Genomic DNA, 16,173 nt, shown 5'->3' on the forward strand with positions numbered 1-16,173 from the left:
ATCGCCCTCGCAGCCACCGTCATCTTCTGGCTCTGATCAGTGAGTCCTGACCCTAAGCCCGCCTGCAGGCACAAGAGAGGGGAGGGGGCTGGCTTCTGATTGAGCCATTGAGTGTCGATGGTCGACGTCTCGGGCTCACAGTCAGGAGTATGTCCCATGATAAAATCGCTCCCGCTGAACAAGTTGGTTCAGTCACCCCGCAATGTGCGTCGTCACGGTGATCCAGCCGCCGATGCCGAATTAAAGGCGAGCATCGCTGCCCACGGGCTGTTGCAGAATCTCATCGTCCGTCCTGCATCACGCGGCAAGTTCGAGGTCGAAGCCGGCGAGCGACGCCGCCGCGCCATGCTCGCCCTGGCCGATGACAAGATCCTGCCCAAGGATCACGAGGTGACTTGCTTGGTGCTCGAAGACAGCGCCGACGCTGCAGTCGAGACCAGCCTCGCCGAAAACTTCCATCGTTTGGCCATGAATCCTGCTGACGAAGCGCAGGCCTTCGCTGCCCTGATCGACGCTGGCACATCGACTGACCAGGTTGCGCGCCGGTTCGGGCTGACTGTCCGCTTCGTCGAGGGCCGCTTGCGTCTCGCGACGCTTGCTCCGGTCGTGTTCGAGGCGCTGGCCTCGGGCGAAATCACACTGGACCTCGCCAAAGCGTTCGGCGCCACGTCTGACCAGGAAATCCAGGCCCGCGTCTTCGAACAGGTCTCCTCGGCCTATTATGCGCCGAGCGCAGACAGCATCCGGCGAATGGTGCTTTCCGGCACGGTCCGGGGCAGCGATCCCCGGGCCCGGCTCGTTGGACGCGACGCCTACATCGCCGGCGGCGGCCGGATCGAGCGCGAATTGTTCGACGATGACGACAGCGAGTCCTGGGTCGATGTCGCGCTTCTCGAGAACCTCGCTGCTGCGGAGATGGAGAAACGAGCGAAGGCGCTCGCAGTCGAACAGGGCCTTGCCTGGGTCAAGCCAACACTCGATCCCTACGCGAGCCACGATCTCGTCGAGGGCCTTGTTCGACTTCCCGCAGAGCCTGCCCCGCTGACGGAAGCAGAACTGGCAAGGCTTGATGAGCTCGATGCCTCTTATGACGAGCATGCGGCCATTCTCGAAGATGAAGACAGCGCCGAGGAAGCTGTCGCTGCGGCCGAGGCGACGATCGAGGCGATCGAGCGCGAATGCCAGGATATCAGAGCAAAGCCGCCGGAACTCGCGCCCGAACTCAAGGCTGAAGCCGGAATGATCCTGGTGCTGTCGCGGGATGGCACGCCGGTGCTCCAGCCGGTCTTCTACGGTGAGCGCGAAGCTCACGTCGATGATGACGACGATGCCGTCGAAGTCGTCCCGGGTGATGGCAGCGAGGGCAAGCGTCGCGCGGCGCTATCGAAGCGCCTGGTCGACGAGCTTGCCATGCAGCGGCGCGACATTCTCGCGCTCCACGTTGCGTCGGATCCCGGACTTGCGCTCGACATCATGGTCTTCACGCTCGCCGATGCCGATACCCACGACTGGCGATCGCGTGCTGCAACGACGCTTCGCGGCAGCGTTCCTGCAGGACCAATTATCGGGTTCGAGGCGAAGGATGCACCGGCCAGTGCGTCACTCGCTGACCTGCGGTCCGGCCTCGATGAGACCTGGCGATCTGGCGAGGACGCCTCGACGCGCTTCGAGATGTTCCGGGCGCTTTCCGATGAAAGCCGTGCAGCCTGGCTCGGCTTTGTCGTCGCGCGCACGCTCGAAGCGAGTCTCAATATGGTGGGCGAACGTCACATCGCGTTCCAGGATCATCTCGGCAGCCTCATCGGCATCGACTTGGCGCAATGGTGGCGGCCGACCGCGGCGAACTACTTCGACCGGGTCTCGAAGCAGGTGATCCTCGATGCGCTCACTGACGTTGGCGGCCTGGAGCTCTCCTCGCGCTTCGCATCGGTCAAGAAGGGGGATCTCGCGATGAGCGCCGAGCGCGTCTTCGCAGGCACATACATCACCGAGGTCGAAGTGCGCGAACGGGCACTTGCCTGGGTGCCCGAAGTCATGCGCTTCGCTGGTCAGTCGGCAAGCGACGCCGGGGACGAACCGCAGGATTCGGACGCGGATTGCGTTGCCAATGACGACCATCAGCCCCCGAGCGAGGTGGCCGCCTGACCTCCTCCTGACAGGTAAGGCCAATCGCCAACGAGAAGCGGTCCTTCGGCTCATGCCGGAGGGCCGCTTCCTTTCTGGGAAGAGAGCGGAGGGGGCTCCGGGATCTCCGGCACTGACCGACGAGCCTGTCGGCAGGCCGCATCAGGAGATCCAACATGGCCTATCGCAAGGGACAAAGCGGCGGATTGTCGCCCGCTACCCGTATCACCCAGGAAATCATCGCTCGTCTCGAAGCCGGGACCAAGCCGTGGATCAAGCCGTGGCGCGGCGTGCCGGTATCGCGGCCGTTGCGGGCTTGCGGCGTTCCATACCGCGGCATGAATGTGTTCTGGCTCTGGATGGTCGCCGACATGTGCGGCTACGGCTCACCGTTCTGGATGACCTACAACCAGGCAAAGGAGCTTGGGGCGCAGGTGCGCAAGGGCGAAAAGTCGACCATCGCCATCTTCTACAAGAGCTACACCAAGGAGGTCGAAGCCCCCGACACCGGGGAAAGGGCCGACGAACATCGCCGCGTGCTGAAGGCCTATCCGGTCTTCAACGCCGATCAGGTCGATGGTCTTCCCGAACGGTTCCATCCCGCCGCAACGCTGGAGGTTGTAGAGCCGGAAGGCCGCCAGGCCGAACTCGACACTTTCTTCGCGAGCATTCCGGCAGTGCTGCGTCACCAGGGCGATGAAGCCTATTATGAGCCGGTGGCCGATCGCGTGACGATGCCGCCCGCGCATCTCTTCTCCGGGTTCGATCACTATTATGCGACCCTTGCGCACGAGCTGTCGCATTGGACCGGCCACGCCAGCCGCCTGGACCGCGATCTCAAGAACCGTTTCGGCTCGGCCGCCTATGCCGCCGAGGAGCTCGTCGCCGAGCTATCGAGCGCCATGATCGGGGCCGAGCTTGGTCTTCCGGTTGCCCATCTCGATAGCCACGCGAGCTACATCGAGCACTGGCTCACGCTCCTTAAACAAGATGATCGCGCCATCCTCACCGCCGCCGCCAAAGCCGAGGAAGCTTCAAGCCTTCTGCTCAAGCTCGGTGGGCGGATCACTGCCGATGACAGCGACGAAGCGTCTCGCGACGCCGCGCTTGCCGCCTGAAGGAGGATGTCATGGGCCGATCGGTCAGCTATCCCAGCGGGGCAATCGTCGCATTCACGGTGCTCAATGTCGAGAACGATGACGACTGGGAATTCGAATATGAGTGGCTTCGCGAGGACCTGCGCGAGCGGGCAGGCAAAGCCTTTCCTTCCTTGGTCGCACACGACGGCTGGCGAGGCCGTGAGGACCGCGTTCTCATGCGCAATGCCTATGCCGATTTCGGAGTGTCCGTATACGGTGGCCTCGTCGCGGTGTGGATCGCCGAACGAGACGATGGCGCCTATTGGGACGCCGATTGGCGCACGGCCAGGTCTCCCCGGGCGCAGCGCTGGCTGTCCCAGATCGCCGCCCGCTTCGACGCCCTGTTCGGCGATTATGATTGCCTCGGGCACATGTCGAACGGTGAGGGCGTCTATGCAAAGCGGGTAAGCTGAGCGCGAAAGTCGCAGGTCGTGCTGAGCTCGCTGGCTTTGTCCCTTCTGGCGAACCTGTCTCGACGCCCATGGCCTGTAGCCATGCGAGAGAGGCCCTGGGCCAGCCGTCAGTCTCCGCAACCCGGCTTGCGCAGGCCCGTGTTGGCCCGGCCCTTTGGGCCATGGGCCTGCCCGCGCCAGCCTGCCCAAGCGGGTTTCCCCTGTCGGGTGCGGATCCTGCCTCAAGCTGGCCCTGACGGGCTCTCGCCGGCGCAGCCATGAGCGGGTGCGTCAGCCTCACGCCAGTCAGGAGGACAACACCCATGCACGCATCATTTACCGACCAACTCGCCGGGCTCGATCTTTCCGGCTTCTCGATCGGACCTGCCCCCGTTTCCACCAACGATTTCCCGGTTCGCGAAGCTGTCGTCCAGACCCTTGAAGCGATCTGGTCCGATCTTTTTGCCATGGTTTCCGGGACTGCGCTCGAGGCCGACGCCGAGGACCTCGGCTGGGCCTTCGTCAACATCTTCCACCGTTCCGCGACCCGCAAATCGGCTACCGTGGACCGCGCAACCGACGAAGTCCGCGCGCTCATTGCCACAGCCGATGGATCCGAGATTCACACGCACGAACTCGAGACCCAGGTCGAGCGTGCGCAATGCGCCGAAGGGGCCATGCTCGCCCTTGAGGAAATGCGCGAAGTGGCGGCCACTCTCTATCTCAACGAATTCGGCTCGTCCTGGAAACCCGTATCGAGTTCGCGCTTCAATCACAGCGTTATGCTCACTTCCGCGCTCGTCGAAGGCCGTGACTTCGTCCGTGCCCGTTCCGAAGCCAAACGCCGCGCAGCAATGCCCGAAGGCACGCCTGTTATCTTTGCCGGTGGCCGCACGCGCCATCCCAGCGAGCAGGACGCACTCACATTTGCCAACAATGTCTGGGCGACCCTGGACAAGGTGCATGACCGGGTTCCCGACATGGTTCTCGTCCACGGTGGCGATACCAAGGGCGTCGACCGCCTGGCATCGTCGTGGGCCGAACGGCGCAGCGTCCCGCAAATCAGCTTCTCACTCGACATGCGGCTCGGAGCCCGTGCCGGCTTTAAGCGCAACGAGCGGATGCTCTCGCTCGACCCGCGCTATGTCGTTGCCTTCCCTGGCAATGGCGTCCTCGAACGCCTGGTGATCGAGGCCAAGGCCCGGCGGATCACGGTCGTCGATCGCCGCGGTCCGCTCGGCACCAGCCCCAAGGCGCATCTCCCTTCGCCCGGTTGATGGCCGATCGGCCTTTGCGCCAGCGCCGGATTGGCGCTGGCGTTGCCGGGACAGAGGAGAGGCGTGCGCCTGCGTGGATGGAGGCAGGCGGATGGTCCGTCCGACCCCATCACTGGAGGAACTTCCCATGGTCGATATGTCCCAGGCGCTGGCTGATTTCGAGCGGGCCCGCGCCGAAAGCCGTGTGCGCGTCACCACCAAAATCGATCGGCTGAAGCACGCCGTGCTCGCGCCTTTGCGCGAGCTTGGCATTACCTCGGTCGAAATCGCCTTCGACGGCTACGGCGACAGTGGCGCAGTCGAACGCATCTTCTCTTATGATGCCGAAAACCAGGAATCCGAACTCCCCGAGGAGGCGGTGGTTTTGCTTGAAGGCGACGATACGGCCCGAGAAACATCACTGCGCAGCGCGCTCGAAGAGCTCACCTATGCCGCGCTCGAACTCCACCATCCCGGCTGGGAAAACAATGACGGTGCGGGCGGCGCACTCGAAATCGACGTGGCGCAGGGCAGTTTCATGCTCGACTGCAAGCTTCGCTACACCGCCTACGATGACCATTACGACGAGCTGTGAGGAGGAGGCGATGGCGCATTGCTATTTTCACGCCCTCTCTTCGGTCCGGAAATGGGGCGGAGTGGTCGAGGACTATCTCCCGCTCCATCAATGGTTCGACCAGTCAAAGGCGATCCTGGCGGATCCCCGGCATCGCGCGCTGCGGCACCATGCCGAGGGTATATTCATGCTCGAAACGCTGTTCGGTGCGGCCATCGTCAATGCCGATGGGCGACCCGTTCCGGTGCGCCTTGTGGGCGAGCAGCACGTCCGCGAGGACCTGGGCTCGATCCCCTCCTTTGCCGATTGGGCACGCCTCATTACGCCGCAGGCCTGGATGCTGCGAGGGCACCGTCTGGACGAGGCCGTTGCGGCGGCGAAAGACCATGCTGCTCCTGGCGCTGCGCTGTCGGCCGGGGGCTTGCCAGCAGCGGGCGGGGCGGTCCGTCTCGAAATCTGAGGCTGACCCCCTGGTGGATTCGCTGGAGCAGTGCGACCCGGCCGATCGGAACACGAACGAGGGCAGGGCACATCTGCTCAAGGCATCGGGCGCAACCCGGCTTCCATGCAAACCTGTCCCTGAAGCAACCCCCGTCGAGACGCGCAACCCGGATCGGGTCCGGCCGAGTTGCCGGGCTACGCCCGGCTGCCCGCACCACCCGAACCAGTTCCGGGTTCCCCTCCGGTGCGCTTCGCCGTGGGCCGCTTCTGCTCGGGTTTGCAGCCGGGATGGACCCGGATGCTCGATCAGGAGAAGACCCATGACCAATCTCGTTATCCTCGTCGGCCGCATCGCTCGCGACCCCGAAACCCGCACCACGCAAGGTGGAACCAGCATCACCTCGATCTCGGTCGTCACCGACCGGCCCGCCCGCAAGGACGGCAAGACCTACAAGGACGAAAACGGCTACACCGCCAAGGAAAGCGAATTCCACCGCGTCACCTGCTTCAACGGCCTCGGCGAGAACGTCGCCAAGTACTGCACCAAGGGCCAGCTCGTGACGGTCGAAGGGCGCATCCACTACACGCAGTGGGAAGATCAGAGCGGCACCAAGCGCTACGGCTGCGAGATCATCGCCGACAAGGTGGACTTCCTCACCAAGGGTCGCACATCGAGCAACGACGGTGCGCCCGACATCGACGAGGACTGAGCGACCGTCCCCTATGAAAAGGCCCCGGTGGCACGCGCCGTCGGGGCCTTTTCTTTTGCTTCCCGGCGTGGGCGGCGGGGCGGGGCATCGAGCCCGCGCCCACCGCCAGAGAGTGTTCAGGCGGGGGAGAGCCGCTTGAGAGCGTCCTCGATCCCGATTGCGAGCGATGCGCGGATAAGCTGCTTAAGCTCTGCCGGTTCGATCGTCTCGGCGCCGCATTCGACGAGAACCTTGCCCAATTCGCCGGCCGCTTCGTCGCGGAGCCTGGCTTCCTGGGCATCGAGTTCGTCGCGCTGCTCGCGCAGCTTTTTGAGCGCGTTTCGTGCGCTCGGTTTGGACCTGGCCATGTGATGTTCCTTTCGCTGGCCGTTGGTCCCCTCCGCAAGCGATAATGGCAGCTCACCCGCATGTAGGAAAACGGTTTTTGGCGCGAATGGCGGCGCTTCCACCAAGCGTTGGAGAGGTCTCTCTCGCAGAAAGACCAAGTGTGATGCGGGCTTTGGGGCCGCGTCAAGGACGATGGGGCCCCACCATTTTTGCCGGGCAAGCCCGGAAAAAATCGTTTCCCCCATCGCCGCTTCGCGGCCGCGTTCCGCGGTCCCTGACCCGGCCCGTCACCCGCCTCTCGCAGCTCCTGATGCGACGCATCGAACATCAGGAGGAAAGATCATGTACGCTTCATCGAATATCGCGCAGGGCACGTTCCAGGCAGACCAGGCGGCATTCGTTGCCGCGCTCGACAAGGCGCACGCCAGGTCCTTTCACAGCTACTTCACGCAATTTGTTCTGACCGACGATGAGGCTGGCTATATCGCGGTCGACGAGGGCGATTACGGGGCGCTGCCCAAGGCCATGTTGGACAGGGTCATCGACACCGTGCCGGGTAAGCTCAACGATGAGTTCTGAAACCGCCGTAAGGGGGAAGTCCGTTCAGGGCTTCCTCCTTTCTTTTTGCTCGGCTCCCGATTCTTGGTGACCCGGATGATGCTGGTCGAGCGCGCCAAACGGCGTCAGTCGTCGACGCTTGGGGCGTCGAACTCCTCAAGGCGGTCGGGCATGTCGAGCACCTTCATGGCCGCTGCGGAAATCGCCTCCGCTTTCGTCGGGAAGGCCTCTGCCGAGCTGATCGAAACGCCGTTCGAATAGGTCACCGTCGCCTGGAAACCGTTGCCCTTGCGCGTCGCGCTCAGCGTCACGTTCGTCATCGCCATGCTCCCGGATGGGGGTGCCCACGATGCTCTTATGCCCGGGGCGTTCACGCTTGGCCTATAGCAGAAACCGCGCTCCAGCGGCACTGTCCTTGCTCCACCAGATGGGAACTTCAAGACCGCCGATCCTGTTCAGGGCAAGGCACTGGAACCCACCTTTGAAGCTGGGGACAGGGGAGCACACCGTACGCGACAAATCGCCGGAATGACTGACGTAAAAGCCATAAATTACAGATGCATGGATCGAATTCTGCGAAATGGCAGCTTCTCCGTCAAAAATGACGTGGGCGAGGGGAGTTACGTGGATTTGACCAAAGCGAGGCCGAGAATGGCGGAATTCCGCAGTCGTCTATGTTCTTGACATGTTCTTGAATCTGACTTAGCTTCGATCTCGCCTTTCGCAGTGTGAACCGGGCTCCTGACCATAAGGAGTCCGTGCATGACACGGCCAATCTGTCTCCAGGTTTACATCTCCAGCGAGCTCAGCTCGCTGATCCGCAAGGCTGCCAAGGCCAAGGGGATCAGCATGAGCGAGTGGGTTCGCGCCTTGCTCGCCAATGCCTGCACCGAGGACGAGCTTGCCTCGCGGCTCGACGCTTCCATTGAGCGCATTTCCCGCCGCTCGGTGTTCCTCATGGTCGGGGTTGATGCGCTGCTGGCAGGGCACCCCGACCACGCGCTGCGCGGTCGGGCTCACCAGGCTTACGTGCGCAAATGCAAGGAACTCGGTCTTTCCACAGCCGCTGGCGAGGGAGGCTCCGATGAAGCGTAATCTCGTCAACTTCACGCGTGGCAGCCAGCTGCTCGGACACTTCAGCTTCATGTTTGCGGCGGGTCTCAAGGGCCCATTGATTGTCGCCGCGCTCGTGATCTCATGGACCTCCTGGTGGACCATTTCGGCTGGCCTCACCGACCATGAAGTCTACCTCGTCTGGATGCGGATCTATGCCGCCATCTACGGCTTCATGGAGTTCGATCCCGCCAAACAGGTCACCCTGGAAACTGCCTTTGGCGCGACCATCCAGTTTCCGATTGCCCAGCTCGAAAGCTATCCGCCGGTGGTCCATGCGTGGGAGAAGCTGACTGCGCTTCTGAGCAGTGCCTTGTGGCGGTCCGGCTTCCTCTTGGTCCCCGCCTTTGCCGTCTTTTATTGGTTCGCCGAGCGGTTCGGCGGCCGCTCCAAAGAACGCAAACATGAGCGCGGCGCGATGCTGGTTACGCTCCCCGAGCTCGTCGATGAATTGACCACACACAACCGGCGCGAGCGCACCCGTGAGCTCGATACTGCACTGGGCTGGAAATGGCGGCTCAGCCTGCCGCGAGAGATCGCCCGGGTCTTTCCCTATCGGCCATCGCATATCGCCACGGTCTCCTATCCCTGGCGGCTCGAACAGAGCCATGCGATGCTCATTGGCACGACCGGTATGGGCAAGACCGTGGCGATCTCCGACATGATTGCGGAAGCCAGAGCCAAGGGGCAGCGATGCGTCGTCTTCGATCTGACCGGGGCCTTTATCGAGCACTTCCATGCGGCCCATTGCGACATCATTCTGAACCCGCTCGATGCGCGCTGCCCACAATGGAGCCTGTTTGACGAATGCCGTTCTGAAGGTGAGTTCTGGGCCGCCGCAGACGCCCTCGTGCCCCACGACGGCGGCGGAGAAGCCCAGTTCTGGGTGATCGCTGCCCGGGCCCTGTTCGTCGAATTCTGCCTCAAACTTGTGGCCGAGGGCAGGGCGTCCAACGACGCCCTGGCGCGTGAGCTGATGACTGCGGACCTGTCACGCGTTCATGCCATGATGCGCGGAACGATCGCCGATCCGCTGACCGCGCCGGAAGCTGCCCGCATGGCGGAATCGATCCGGGCCGTGTTCAACGTGAACGCCAAGGCGCTCAAGCTGCTGCCGGCTGCCGGTCCTCGTTTCTCGGTCCGCCAGTGGATCGAGGACGGGGCCGATAGCGCCCGAAGCGAAGGCTCGATCCTGTTCATTTCGGCTCGCTATGTCGACATGAGCGTCTGCGCGCAGTTGCTTACGCTCTGGCTCGACACGGCCATGAACACGCTGATGACGATGCCCCGCACTCGCGATCTCAAGTGCTGGTTCTTCGTCGATGAGCTCGGCGCATTGCACCGCCTGCCGGCCCTCGAGAAAGGCTTGCAGACGGCGCGCAATTTCGGCGGTGCGATTGTTCTTGGCCTTCACGCCTATGCCAAGCTCAAGGAGGTCTACGGCGAGAACATGGCGATGACGCTGGCATCGCTTGCCCGGACCAAACTGATCCTTGGAACCGCCGACCGCGAAACGGCCACCTGGTGCTCCGACTTCATCGGCCATCGCCAGGTCAGGGACATGGAGGAGGGCTATACCTACGGCTACAACAATGCGCGCGATGCGGTCAGCCTCACCCCGCGCAAGCATATCGAGCCGCTCCTGCTACCCGACCAACTGATGAACCTGCCGCGCCTGTCAGGATACATCAAGTTCCCCGACGGCTTTCCCGCCGCACCGGTCAAACTCAAGCCCGTCGACCGACCCAAGCGGGCGGAGACCTTCATCGCCAGGGTCAAGGAAAGCCCGAAGGCAAGGGTCACGGTGCCCCATCCGGCGGCGGAGCAGGCCGAGCAGAAGGCAGCGCCAACAGGCAGCGAGCATCCCTCGTCCAACGATGACGGCGCCGGCAAGCCGGTCGTCCCAAAGCAAGGAGAACTGGCCCTGGATCAGGGACCGAAAGCCGCGACGAAACAGGAGGCTGACGCGCCAACCAAGGACCCTGAACGGGCAGTTGAACGTACACCCGGCAAGACGTCGAAGGAGCGGGAACCGGCAGCTCGCTCAGGGCAAGACAAGGCGGGCAAGGCTAGGAAGGAGCAGTCGAATACCAGAACCGATGTGCGTGCGCGAAAAGTTGGACCTTCCGCCCGCCCACTTCTCCCGACAGGCGAAGCCGCTGCAGTCCCGGATCAGTCGGCTTCTCCCAAGGGCACGCCCCAGGCCAGCACGCCCGGAACCGAGAGGCTGCAACAGGGCAAGCCGGATAATCCGAAGAGCCAAAGCTCAAGCGATGCCGCCGCGCGCAAGCTGATGATCGAGGATGGTCTGCGGGAGCACGAGCCCCCGCCGATCACTGGTCCCGATCTTGGCGACATGGAGATGTGAGCATGTCGCTGACTGCCTCGGGATGGCGGACCGATCGATGCTGTCGGTAGCCAATGTCCGCACCGCCGGCGGCGCGGCCAACTACTTCGCTGCCGACAATTACTACATGCGAGCTGATGCCGATCGCTCGGGTGAATGGCTGGGCAAGGGCGCTGCAGCGCTCGGGCTCGAGGGGACCGTCGACGCGCGGCAGTTCGAGGCGGTCCTTAAAGGACTGCTGCCCGATGGTAGCCGCGTCGGCAGTGACAACCGGGCGCACCGGGCGGGGACCGATCTCACCTTTTCGATGCCGAAGAGCTGGTCGGTCCTTGCTCTGGTGGGCGGCGACAAACGGATCCTCGATGCCTACGCGTCGGCCGTCCGGGAAACACTGCGCTGGGCCGAAAAGAACCTTGCCGAGACCCGCATGGAGGTTCGGGGCAGAGAGCGTGTTGTCCAGACCGGCAACCTTGCGATCGCGCTGTTCCAGCACGACACCAATCGCAACCAGGAGCCCAACGCCCACTTCCATGCCGTCATTGCCAATGTGACGAGAGGAGCTGATGGTAAATGGCGGGCGCTGCGCAATGACAAGCTCTGGCAGCACAATACTTTGCTCAATGCCATGACGATGGCGCGGTTTCGGCTGAGCGTCGAGAAGCTCGGCTACGAGGTCGGAGAGATCGGCAAGCACGGCAATTTCGAGGCCGTCGGTGTACCCAAAGACGTGCGCGATGCCTTCAGTTCACGGCGTGCGGAAATTCTCGACCGCCTGGCGACGATGGAAGGGAAGGGGCTTGCCGCGCGCAATGCGGCAAACCTCATGACCCGGGCTGACAAGGGGCGGATCGAGGATCGCGACGCGCTGCGGCAGCAGTGGCAGGATGCGTCTGCCAGACTGGGCTTTGATCCCGCCATGGTCATTGCCAGAGCCAATGCCCGCAGCGCGCAGGATCTTGGCAATGTGACTGGTGTTGGGCCCACGATGCGTGCGATTGCCCGCAATGTTCAGGCACTTGCAAACTCCTTTGCCGAGCGGCTTGGCCTGCGCGAAAGCGACCCGCTGATACCTGCCCGGCTGACCAATCGCAGCGTCGAGCAGGTCGCGGCTATTCATGCGGTCGCCTCGGCTGTCCGGCATCTGGGCGAGCGAGAGGCGGCCTTCACACGGGCCGATGTATACCGTGCAGCGCTTGGTTTTGCGCTACCTACCTCGCTTGGGGACATCGAGCACCGCGTGGACCAGTTGCTCCGCCAGGGGCATCTGGAGAAGGGCAAGGGTGCCGACCGGGAACTGCTAACGACTCGCGACGCTATCAGCCTTGAACAGCGAATTATTGCCGGGGTTGAAGACGGGCGCGGCGTCGCCCCGGCGATAGTCTCTCCCGACCTTGCGGGGGCCCGTCTGCAAGCCCTGTCCCAGATCAAATACGGCCTGACTTTGAACGCTGGGCAGGAAGGGGCAGGGCGTCTGCTGCTTGGCTCGAACAACCGCATCGTCGCGATCCAGGGCGTTGCGGGCGCGGGCAAGAGCACGGTCCTCAAGCCTGTCGCCGACATTCTGCGCGAAGAGGGAAGGGCCGTGCTCGGACTCGCGGTGCAGAATACGCTGGTCCAGATGCTTGAGCGCGATACGGGTATTCGGTCGATGACGGTCTCGCGGTTCCTCTCCCAGTACCGCGATCTCCTTGAAGGGGCGGATGCGGACCGGCTCGCCGAGGCTCGGGCTGACATGCGCGGCACAGTCGTGCTGCTCGACGAGGCATCGATGGTCGGCAATGCCGACAAGGAGAAGCTGGTTCGGCTGGCAAACTTGCTGGAACTAGGCCGCTTTGCGAGCATCGGGGACCGCAAGCAGCTGGGTGCAGTCGATGCTGGAAAGCCGTTCGATGTGATGCAGCAGGCCGGCATTGAGACGGCCGTCATGAGCACCAATCTCCGCGCACGCAGCGAAGGCCTTCGTGAAGCACAGCAGGCAGCGCAAGAGGGGCGCATCGAGGATGCCATGCGCCATTTGGGACCCCAGGTGATCGAGGTGGGGAACGATGCGGCGGTCGAAGCCGCCGCCGCTTGGTTGTCGCTCTCGACAGCCGAGCGCGAGGCAACCGCAATCTATGCCTCGGGCCGAAACCTGCGCGGCGCCGTAAACGATGCGGTGCAGACCGGCCTTAAAGCGAGCGGCGAGCTTGGTCCTGAAACCATGCGGCTCCAGACCCTGTCCCGCGTCAATGTAACCCGTGAGGAGCTGCGATATGCGAGCACCTACGCCCCCGGCATGGTGGTCGATGTCGCGCGGCGTCAGCGCAGCCAGGGCCTTGCAGCAGGCGAATACCGGGTGGTCGGAACCGATGTGGCGCGCGAGCGAGTCACGCTGGAAAACGAGCGTGGCCGCCAGTTCGAGTTTCGTCCTGGTCAAACCCGGCCGCAAGGTGAGCAGGATCCGCTGCGCCTGTTCGAAGTGCGCGCTCTCGACATCTATACCGGCGACAAGATCCGGTGGACCGAGACAGATCACCAGCGGGGCCTGCTCAATGCCGACCAGGCCAGGATTGTTGCTGTCGACAAAGAGGCTGTCGTAGTGAAGACATCCTTGGGCGCAGAGCACAGGCTGGAGCAGGGCGACCCGATGCTCCGCCGTCTTGATCTCGCCTATGCGCTCAATGCCCATATGGCACAGGGGCTTACCTCTGATCGCGGCATTGCGGTCATGGACAGCCGCGAGCGCAATCTGGCCAACCAGCAGACGTTTCTGGTGACAGTCACGCGGCTGCGCGATGGCATCACCATCTATGTCGATAATGCTGGCAAGCTCGAGGCGGCGGTCGAGCGGAATGCCGGCATGAAGCGCTCGGCGCTGGAGACGGTCGATCTCCTCCGCGATGCGGCAGCCAAAGGGCAGGCTAAAGATCGTGTGGCTACTGCCCCGGAACGCAAACCGCCGGAGCTTGATCGGACGATCACTAAACCGTTCGAGATCGGCATATAGTGTTCCGCCTTCCACACCTCTCCGATCGCCATCGGTTGACTGAAAGTTCTTTATTTGTTCTCATAGTCGCATGCGCCGAATCTCTGACGACCTTCTTCTGACCCACCTCGAAGTCGCCCTGGCCGTTGCGCCAGAGCAAACCCTCGTTCGCCTCAATGCCGATGACCCGCGTGTGCAGCGCGGTGCCCGTGTCGATCTTGCCCGCCATCTGGTGGAGCGCATGCGTGGTTTCAGGATCGAAGGCGATGCCAGTGGCCCATCCAGCGCGCAGACATGTCTGTTTCCAGGCGATCTATCGCCGATCGGATGAACGAGACGGTAGCGTCGAAGACGGCTACTGCAGCCGGGCGCCATCACGGTTGGAGGTCAGTTGGACAATCCGCTCAGCGATGGCCTGCCACGCACGAATTCCTGCATGATCGCCCGCGAGAGCGAGAGCGCCAATCTGCTCGGCGACGTGCAACGGTGCCTTGTCGCCATGGGTTTGCAGGACATGGTTGGCACAGGCCCAGAGTTCCCAATCGCTGAGTATCAAGAAAGCTGTCCGGCAAGCCCGGCCAGGGTCGCCAGAAGTCCGTAAATCACGAAACCACCAACGAGCAGGCGTTCGATTGAAAGTTGCATTCGGCGAGGTTGGGCTGTCCCTGCCGGCCAGACCTGCTTGCAGATCAAGCCGTTGAAGCCCGCACGCTGGCCAGAGACCTCGACCTCGCGGCCGACAAGGCGTCGAGCCGACCTCGGCGCATCCAGTTCCCAGTGGCCGCCGCCTGCCTGGAGCACGAGGCCAAGCGGCCCTTCGACCAGCTCGCCACGAAGGTGTAAGTCGGGGCTTACCGGCACGCTGGCCCTTTCCAGTACCGGTCCCATCGCAGCACCGTTCGCGTACGGATCATCGCGCAGGAGAGATCTGCGCCGGAGGGCAGGCGGCACTAGGCAGCCGTGCGGCTTCCGCCTGCGGAACCTTCTGAGCGGCACGACAGCCGCGGACCTCGAACCACAATGTGACCGGTCGGGATCGTCCCGCGCGCACCGCCCATCAGCTGGACGAGCGCATCGCGTGCCTCAATCGCTGTGGCATCGGGGCAGGGCTGATTGGTGCGGCAGCTGCCATCCATTTCCTGGGCAGCGATGCCAGCGATGCGAATGCGGGGCCCTTCCGCACACCAGACCGGGCCATCGCCATCCCAGACTCGGGTTGGTGTGCAGGTGAAGGTCTGACTAGACGCGACGATCGAGGCGGCAAGCAGGGCAAGCATCAGATGACCACCTTAGAGTGCTCGTCCGAACCAGAGAACCCGCCCGACGATGTTGAGCGTCCGCTTTTCGAGGCCGCGCCAGCTCGGATAGGCCGGGTTGTCGCTCAGAACCGACGCGCGCTTGCCCTGCGGTTCGAGGGCAATCCGCTTGACGCTCAGCATGTCATCCATCCGCAGGACATAGATCCCGTCTCTCAGGCGCGCCTGGCCATCGGCAAGATCGACCATGACCTCGTCGCCATCGTGGAGGGTGGGCTCCATCGAGTCGCCATGCACGGCGATGATCGATAGGCTCGATGCCTTGCTGGCGGTCAGCCGGCGCAGCCACTTCTCATCGAAGCCGAATTGCGCGGATTTGGCTTCCATTTCAGCCAGAGCGCCGTGGCCGGCTGATGCCTCGACATTGAGCAAAGGCACATGGACGAGCTCGACCACCGGGCCTGAGCGGCGGGCAGGGGCTCCAAGAACCTTCTCATCGACTCCGAAAAATCGCGCCAGTACTGAGCGATCCTGCTCGTCCAGTTGCCTCGGACTGCCGCGCCGAATGTACTGTTGGATGTAAGCGGCATTGCGCCCCAGCAGGCGCGAAACCGAGGAGTAATTGCAACCTCGTTGCTGGATCAGTTCGTCCAGGGCTCTGCGTGCGTCGTCCATGACTGCCAGTCCTATCGCGGGCGCCTAGGAAAATCGATCCTAGACTCTAGGAAGCCTTCCTAGTAAGAACATAACAAGAACACAAGGGCAAAGCGAGTCTGGAATCATGGAGCTTCTGGAGCAGATCGAGGCATATCTGGCGCGAACCCGGACGTCGCCGAGCACCTTCGGCAGGTTGGCTGTCGGAGACCCGAGGCTCGTTGCTGACCTTAGGTCAGGCAGGCGCCCGCGTCGGCGGACCGAAGAACGCTTGCGCGGTTATCTGAAGGACGTCGGAGCAAGTGGTGAAATCAGCC

General features: G+C 63.2%; 16 protein-coding genes and 1 pseudogene. 11 read left to right on the plus strand and 6 right to left on the minus strand.

The features are described 5' to 3' along the window. Positions 1 to 156: 156 nt before the first annotated feature. The 7 genes from Q0U08_RS02320 (at position 157) to Q0U08_RS02350 (ending at position 6,636) form a co-directional block, all read left to right on the plus strand. Positions 157 to 2,145 (plus strand): ParB/RepB/Spo0J family partition protein, encoded by a 1,989-nt coding sequence (locus Q0U08_RS02320; protein ID WP_066704312.1) that lies wholly within the window; start codon positions 157 to 159, stop codon positions 2,143 to 2,145. Positions 2,146 to 2,300: 155 nt separating this feature from the next. Continuing rightward, positions 2,301 to 3,242, plus strand: a complete 942-nt coding sequence (locus Q0U08_RS02325) for a zincin-like metallopeptidase domain-containing protein (protein ID WP_141459503.1) — start codon at positions 2,301 to 2,303, stop codon at positions 3,240 to 3,242. An 11-nt stretch (positions 3,243 to 3,253) separates the two neighbouring features. Continuing rightward, the gene (locus Q0U08_RS02330; RefSeq protein WP_066703946.1) at positions 3,254 to 3,676 is read left to right on the plus strand and encodes a hypothetical protein; all 423 of its coding nucleotides are present in this window, start codon (positions 3,254 to 3,256) and stop codon (positions 3,674 to 3,676) included. A 302-nt stretch (positions 3,677 to 3,978) separates the two neighbouring features. After that, positions 3,979 to 4,932 (plus strand): DUF2493 domain-containing protein, encoded by a 954-nt coding sequence (locus Q0U08_RS02335; RefSeq protein WP_141461853.1) that lies wholly within the window; start codon positions 3,979 to 3,981, stop codon positions 4,930 to 4,932. A gap of 127 nt (positions 4,933 to 5,059) precedes the next feature. Further along, positions 5,060 to 5,506: a DUF6878 family protein gene (locus Q0U08_RS02340; RefSeq protein WP_066703950.1), complete on the plus strand. Its 447-nt coding sequence runs from the start codon at positions 5,060 to 5,062 to the stop codon at positions 5,504 to 5,506. A gap of 10 nt (positions 5,507 to 5,516) precedes the next feature. Next, the gene (locus tag Q0U08_RS02345; protein WP_141461851.1) at positions 5,517 to 5,945 is read left to right on the plus strand and encodes a hypothetical protein; all 429 of its coding nucleotides are present in this window, start codon (positions 5,517 to 5,519) and stop codon (positions 5,943 to 5,945) included. A 301-nt stretch (positions 5,946 to 6,246) separates the two neighbouring features. Continuing rightward, positions 6,247 to 6,636, plus strand: coding sequence for a single-stranded DNA-binding protein (locus Q0U08_RS02350; RefSeq protein WP_066703960.1), 390 nt, complete (start codon positions 6,247 to 6,249; stop codon positions 6,634 to 6,636). 116 nt (positions 6,637 to 6,752) lie between these two features. Here Q0U08_RS02350 and Q0U08_RS02355 read toward each other — a convergent pair whose 3' ends face one another. Beyond that, the gene (locus tag Q0U08_RS02355) at positions 6,753 to 6,983 is read right to left on the minus strand and encodes a DUF6437 family protein (protein ID WP_181443665.1); all 231 of its coding nucleotides are present in this window, start codon (positions 6,981 to 6,983) and stop codon (positions 6,753 to 6,755) included. A gap of 322 nt (positions 6,984 to 7,305) precedes the next feature. Here Q0U08_RS02355 and Q0U08_RS02360 point away from each other — a divergent pair, with 322 nt between their 5' ends. After that, positions 7,306 to 7,542: a hypothetical protein gene (locus Q0U08_RS02360; RefSeq protein ID WP_066703963.1), complete on the plus strand. Its 237-nt coding sequence runs from the start codon at positions 7,306 to 7,308 to the stop codon at positions 7,540 to 7,542. A gap of 104 nt (positions 7,543 to 7,646) precedes the next feature. Here the strand turns inward: Q0U08_RS02360 and Q0U08_RS02365 are convergent, their stop codons facing one another. Then, positions 7,647 to 7,841 carry a hypothetical protein gene (locus Q0U08_RS02365; protein ID WP_066703980.1) on the minus strand — a complete coding sequence of 65 codons (195 nt, stop codon included), beginning with the start codon at positions 7,839 to 7,841 and terminating at the stop codon, positions 7,647 to 7,649. Between the two features lie 442 nt (positions 7,842 to 8,283). On the opposite strand from Q0U08_RS02365, the gene Q0U08_RS02370 reads away from it, so the two are divergent. From Q0U08_RS02370 to mobF, 3 genes are read left to right on the plus strand one after another with little or no spacing between them, the layout of a single operon-like run. After that, positions 8,284 to 8,616, plus strand: a complete 333-nt coding sequence (locus Q0U08_RS02370; protein ID WP_168905766.1) for a hypothetical protein — start codon at positions 8,284 to 8,286, stop codon at positions 8,614 to 8,616. Further along, positions 8,606 to 11,002 carry a type IV secretion system DNA-binding domain-containing protein gene (locus tag Q0U08_RS02375; protein WP_298089518.1) on the plus strand — a complete coding sequence of 799 codons (2,397 nt, stop codon included), beginning with the start codon at positions 8,606 to 8,608 and terminating at the stop codon, positions 11,000 to 11,002. The genes Q0U08_RS02370 and Q0U08_RS02375 overlap by 11 nt, the downstream gene beginning before the upstream one ends. 37 nt (positions 11,003 to 11,039) lie before the next feature. Beyond that, positions 11,040 to 13,967: a MobF family relaxase gene (gene mobF / locus Q0U08_RS02380; protein WP_298089519.1), complete on the plus strand. Its 2,928-nt coding sequence runs from the start codon at positions 11,040 to 11,042 to the stop codon at positions 13,965 to 13,967. 334 nt (positions 13,968 to 14,301) lie between these two features. Here mobF and Q0U08_RS02385 read toward each other — a convergent pair whose 3' ends face one another. The 4 genes and pseudogenes from Q0U08_RS02385 to Q0U08_RS02400 all read right to left on the minus strand — a co-directional run bounded on the left by Q0U08_RS02385 (position 14,302) and on the right by Q0U08_RS02400 (position 15,877). Then, positions 14,302 to 14,499, minus strand: a complete 198-nt coding sequence (locus Q0U08_RS02385; RefSeq protein ID WP_298089541.1) for a hypothetical protein — start codon at positions 14,497 to 14,499, stop codon at positions 14,302 to 14,304. Beyond that, positions 14,499 to 14,834, minus strand: a complete 336-nt coding sequence (locus tag Q0U08_RS02390) for a DUF5818 domain-containing protein (RefSeq protein ID WP_298089520.1) — start codon at positions 14,832 to 14,834, stop codon at positions 14,499 to 14,501. The genes Q0U08_RS02385 and Q0U08_RS02390 overlap by 1 nt, the downstream gene beginning before the upstream one ends. Further along, positions 14,798 to 15,223: pseudogene (locus tag Q0U08_RS02395) on the minus strand (thermonuclease family protein). The gene Q0U08_RS02390 and the pseudogene Q0U08_RS02395 overlap by 37 nt, the downstream one beginning before the upstream one ends. A 12-nt stretch (positions 15,224 to 15,235) precedes the next feature. Next, positions 15,236 to 15,877, minus strand: a complete 642-nt coding sequence (locus Q0U08_RS02400) for a S24 family peptidase (protein ID WP_298089521.1) — start codon at positions 15,875 to 15,877, stop codon at positions 15,236 to 15,238. Positions 15,878 to 16,173 lie beyond the last annotated feature (296 nt).

Origin of the sequence: uncultured Sphingomonas sp., assembly GCF_946477935.1 — a bacterium.
Classification (GTDB): Bacteria; Pseudomonadota; Alphaproteobacteria; order Sphingomonadales; family Sphingomonadaceae; genus Sphingomonas.

Excerpts from the sequence above, each read along its gene's own strand:
- Q0U08_RS02320 (WP_066704312.1), top strand. The coding sequence starts at position 157 with ATGATAAAATCGCTCCCGCTGAACAAGTTGGTTCAGTCACCCCGCAAT.
- Q0U08_RS02325 (WP_141459503.1), top strand. The coding sequence starts at position 2,301 with ATGGCCTATCGCAAGGGACAAAGCGGCGGATTGTCGCCCGCTACCCGT.
- Q0U08_RS02330 (WP_066703946.1), top strand. The coding sequence starts at position 3,254 with ATGGGCCGATCGGTCAGCTATCCCAGCGGGGCAATCGTCGCATTCACG.
- Q0U08_RS02335 (WP_141461853.1), top strand. The coding sequence starts at position 3,979 with ATGCACGCATCATTTACCGACCAACTCGCCGGGCTCGATCTTTCCGGC.
- Q0U08_RS02340 (WP_066703950.1), top strand. The coding sequence starts at position 5,060 with ATGGTCGATATGTCCCAGGCGCTGGCTGATTTCGAGCGGGCCCGCGCC.
- Q0U08_RS02345 (WP_141461851.1), top strand. The coding sequence starts at position 5,517 with ATGGCGCATTGCTATTTTCACGCCCTCTCTTCGGTCCGGAAATGGGGC.
- Q0U08_RS02350 (WP_066703960.1), top strand. The coding sequence starts at position 6,247 with ATGACCAATCTCGTTATCCTCGTCGGCCGCATCGCTCGCGACCCCGAA.
- Q0U08_RS02355 (WP_181443665.1), bottom strand. The coding sequence starts at position 6,983 with ATGGCCAGGTCCAAACCGAGCGCACGAAACGCGCTCAAAAAGCTGCGC.
- Q0U08_RS02360 (WP_066703963.1), top strand. The coding sequence starts at position 7,306 with ATGTACGCTTCATCGAATATCGCGCAGGGCACGTTCCAGGCAGACCAG.
- Q0U08_RS02365 (WP_066703980.1), bottom strand. The coding sequence starts at position 7,841 with ATGACGAACGTGACGCTGAGCGCGACGCGCAAGGGCAACGGTTTCCAG.
- Q0U08_RS02370 (WP_168905766.1), top strand. The coding sequence starts at position 8,284 with ATGACACGGCCAATCTGTCTCCAGGTTTACATCTCCAGCGAGCTCAGC.
- Q0U08_RS02375 (WP_298089518.1), top strand. The coding sequence starts at position 8,606 with ATGAAGCGTAATCTCGTCAACTTCACGCGTGGCAGCCAGCTGCTCGGA.
- mobF (WP_298089519.1), top strand. The coding sequence starts at position 11,040 with ATGCTGTCGGTAGCCAATGTCCGCACCGCCGGCGGCGCGGCCAACTAC.
- Q0U08_RS02390 (WP_298089520.1), bottom strand. The coding sequence starts at position 14,834 with ATGGGACCGGTACTGGAAAGGGCCAGCGTGCCGGTAAGCCCCGACTTA.
- Q0U08_RS02400 (WP_298089521.1), bottom strand. The coding sequence starts at position 15,877 with ATGGACGACGCACGCAGAGCCCTGGACGAACTGATCCAGCAACGAGGT.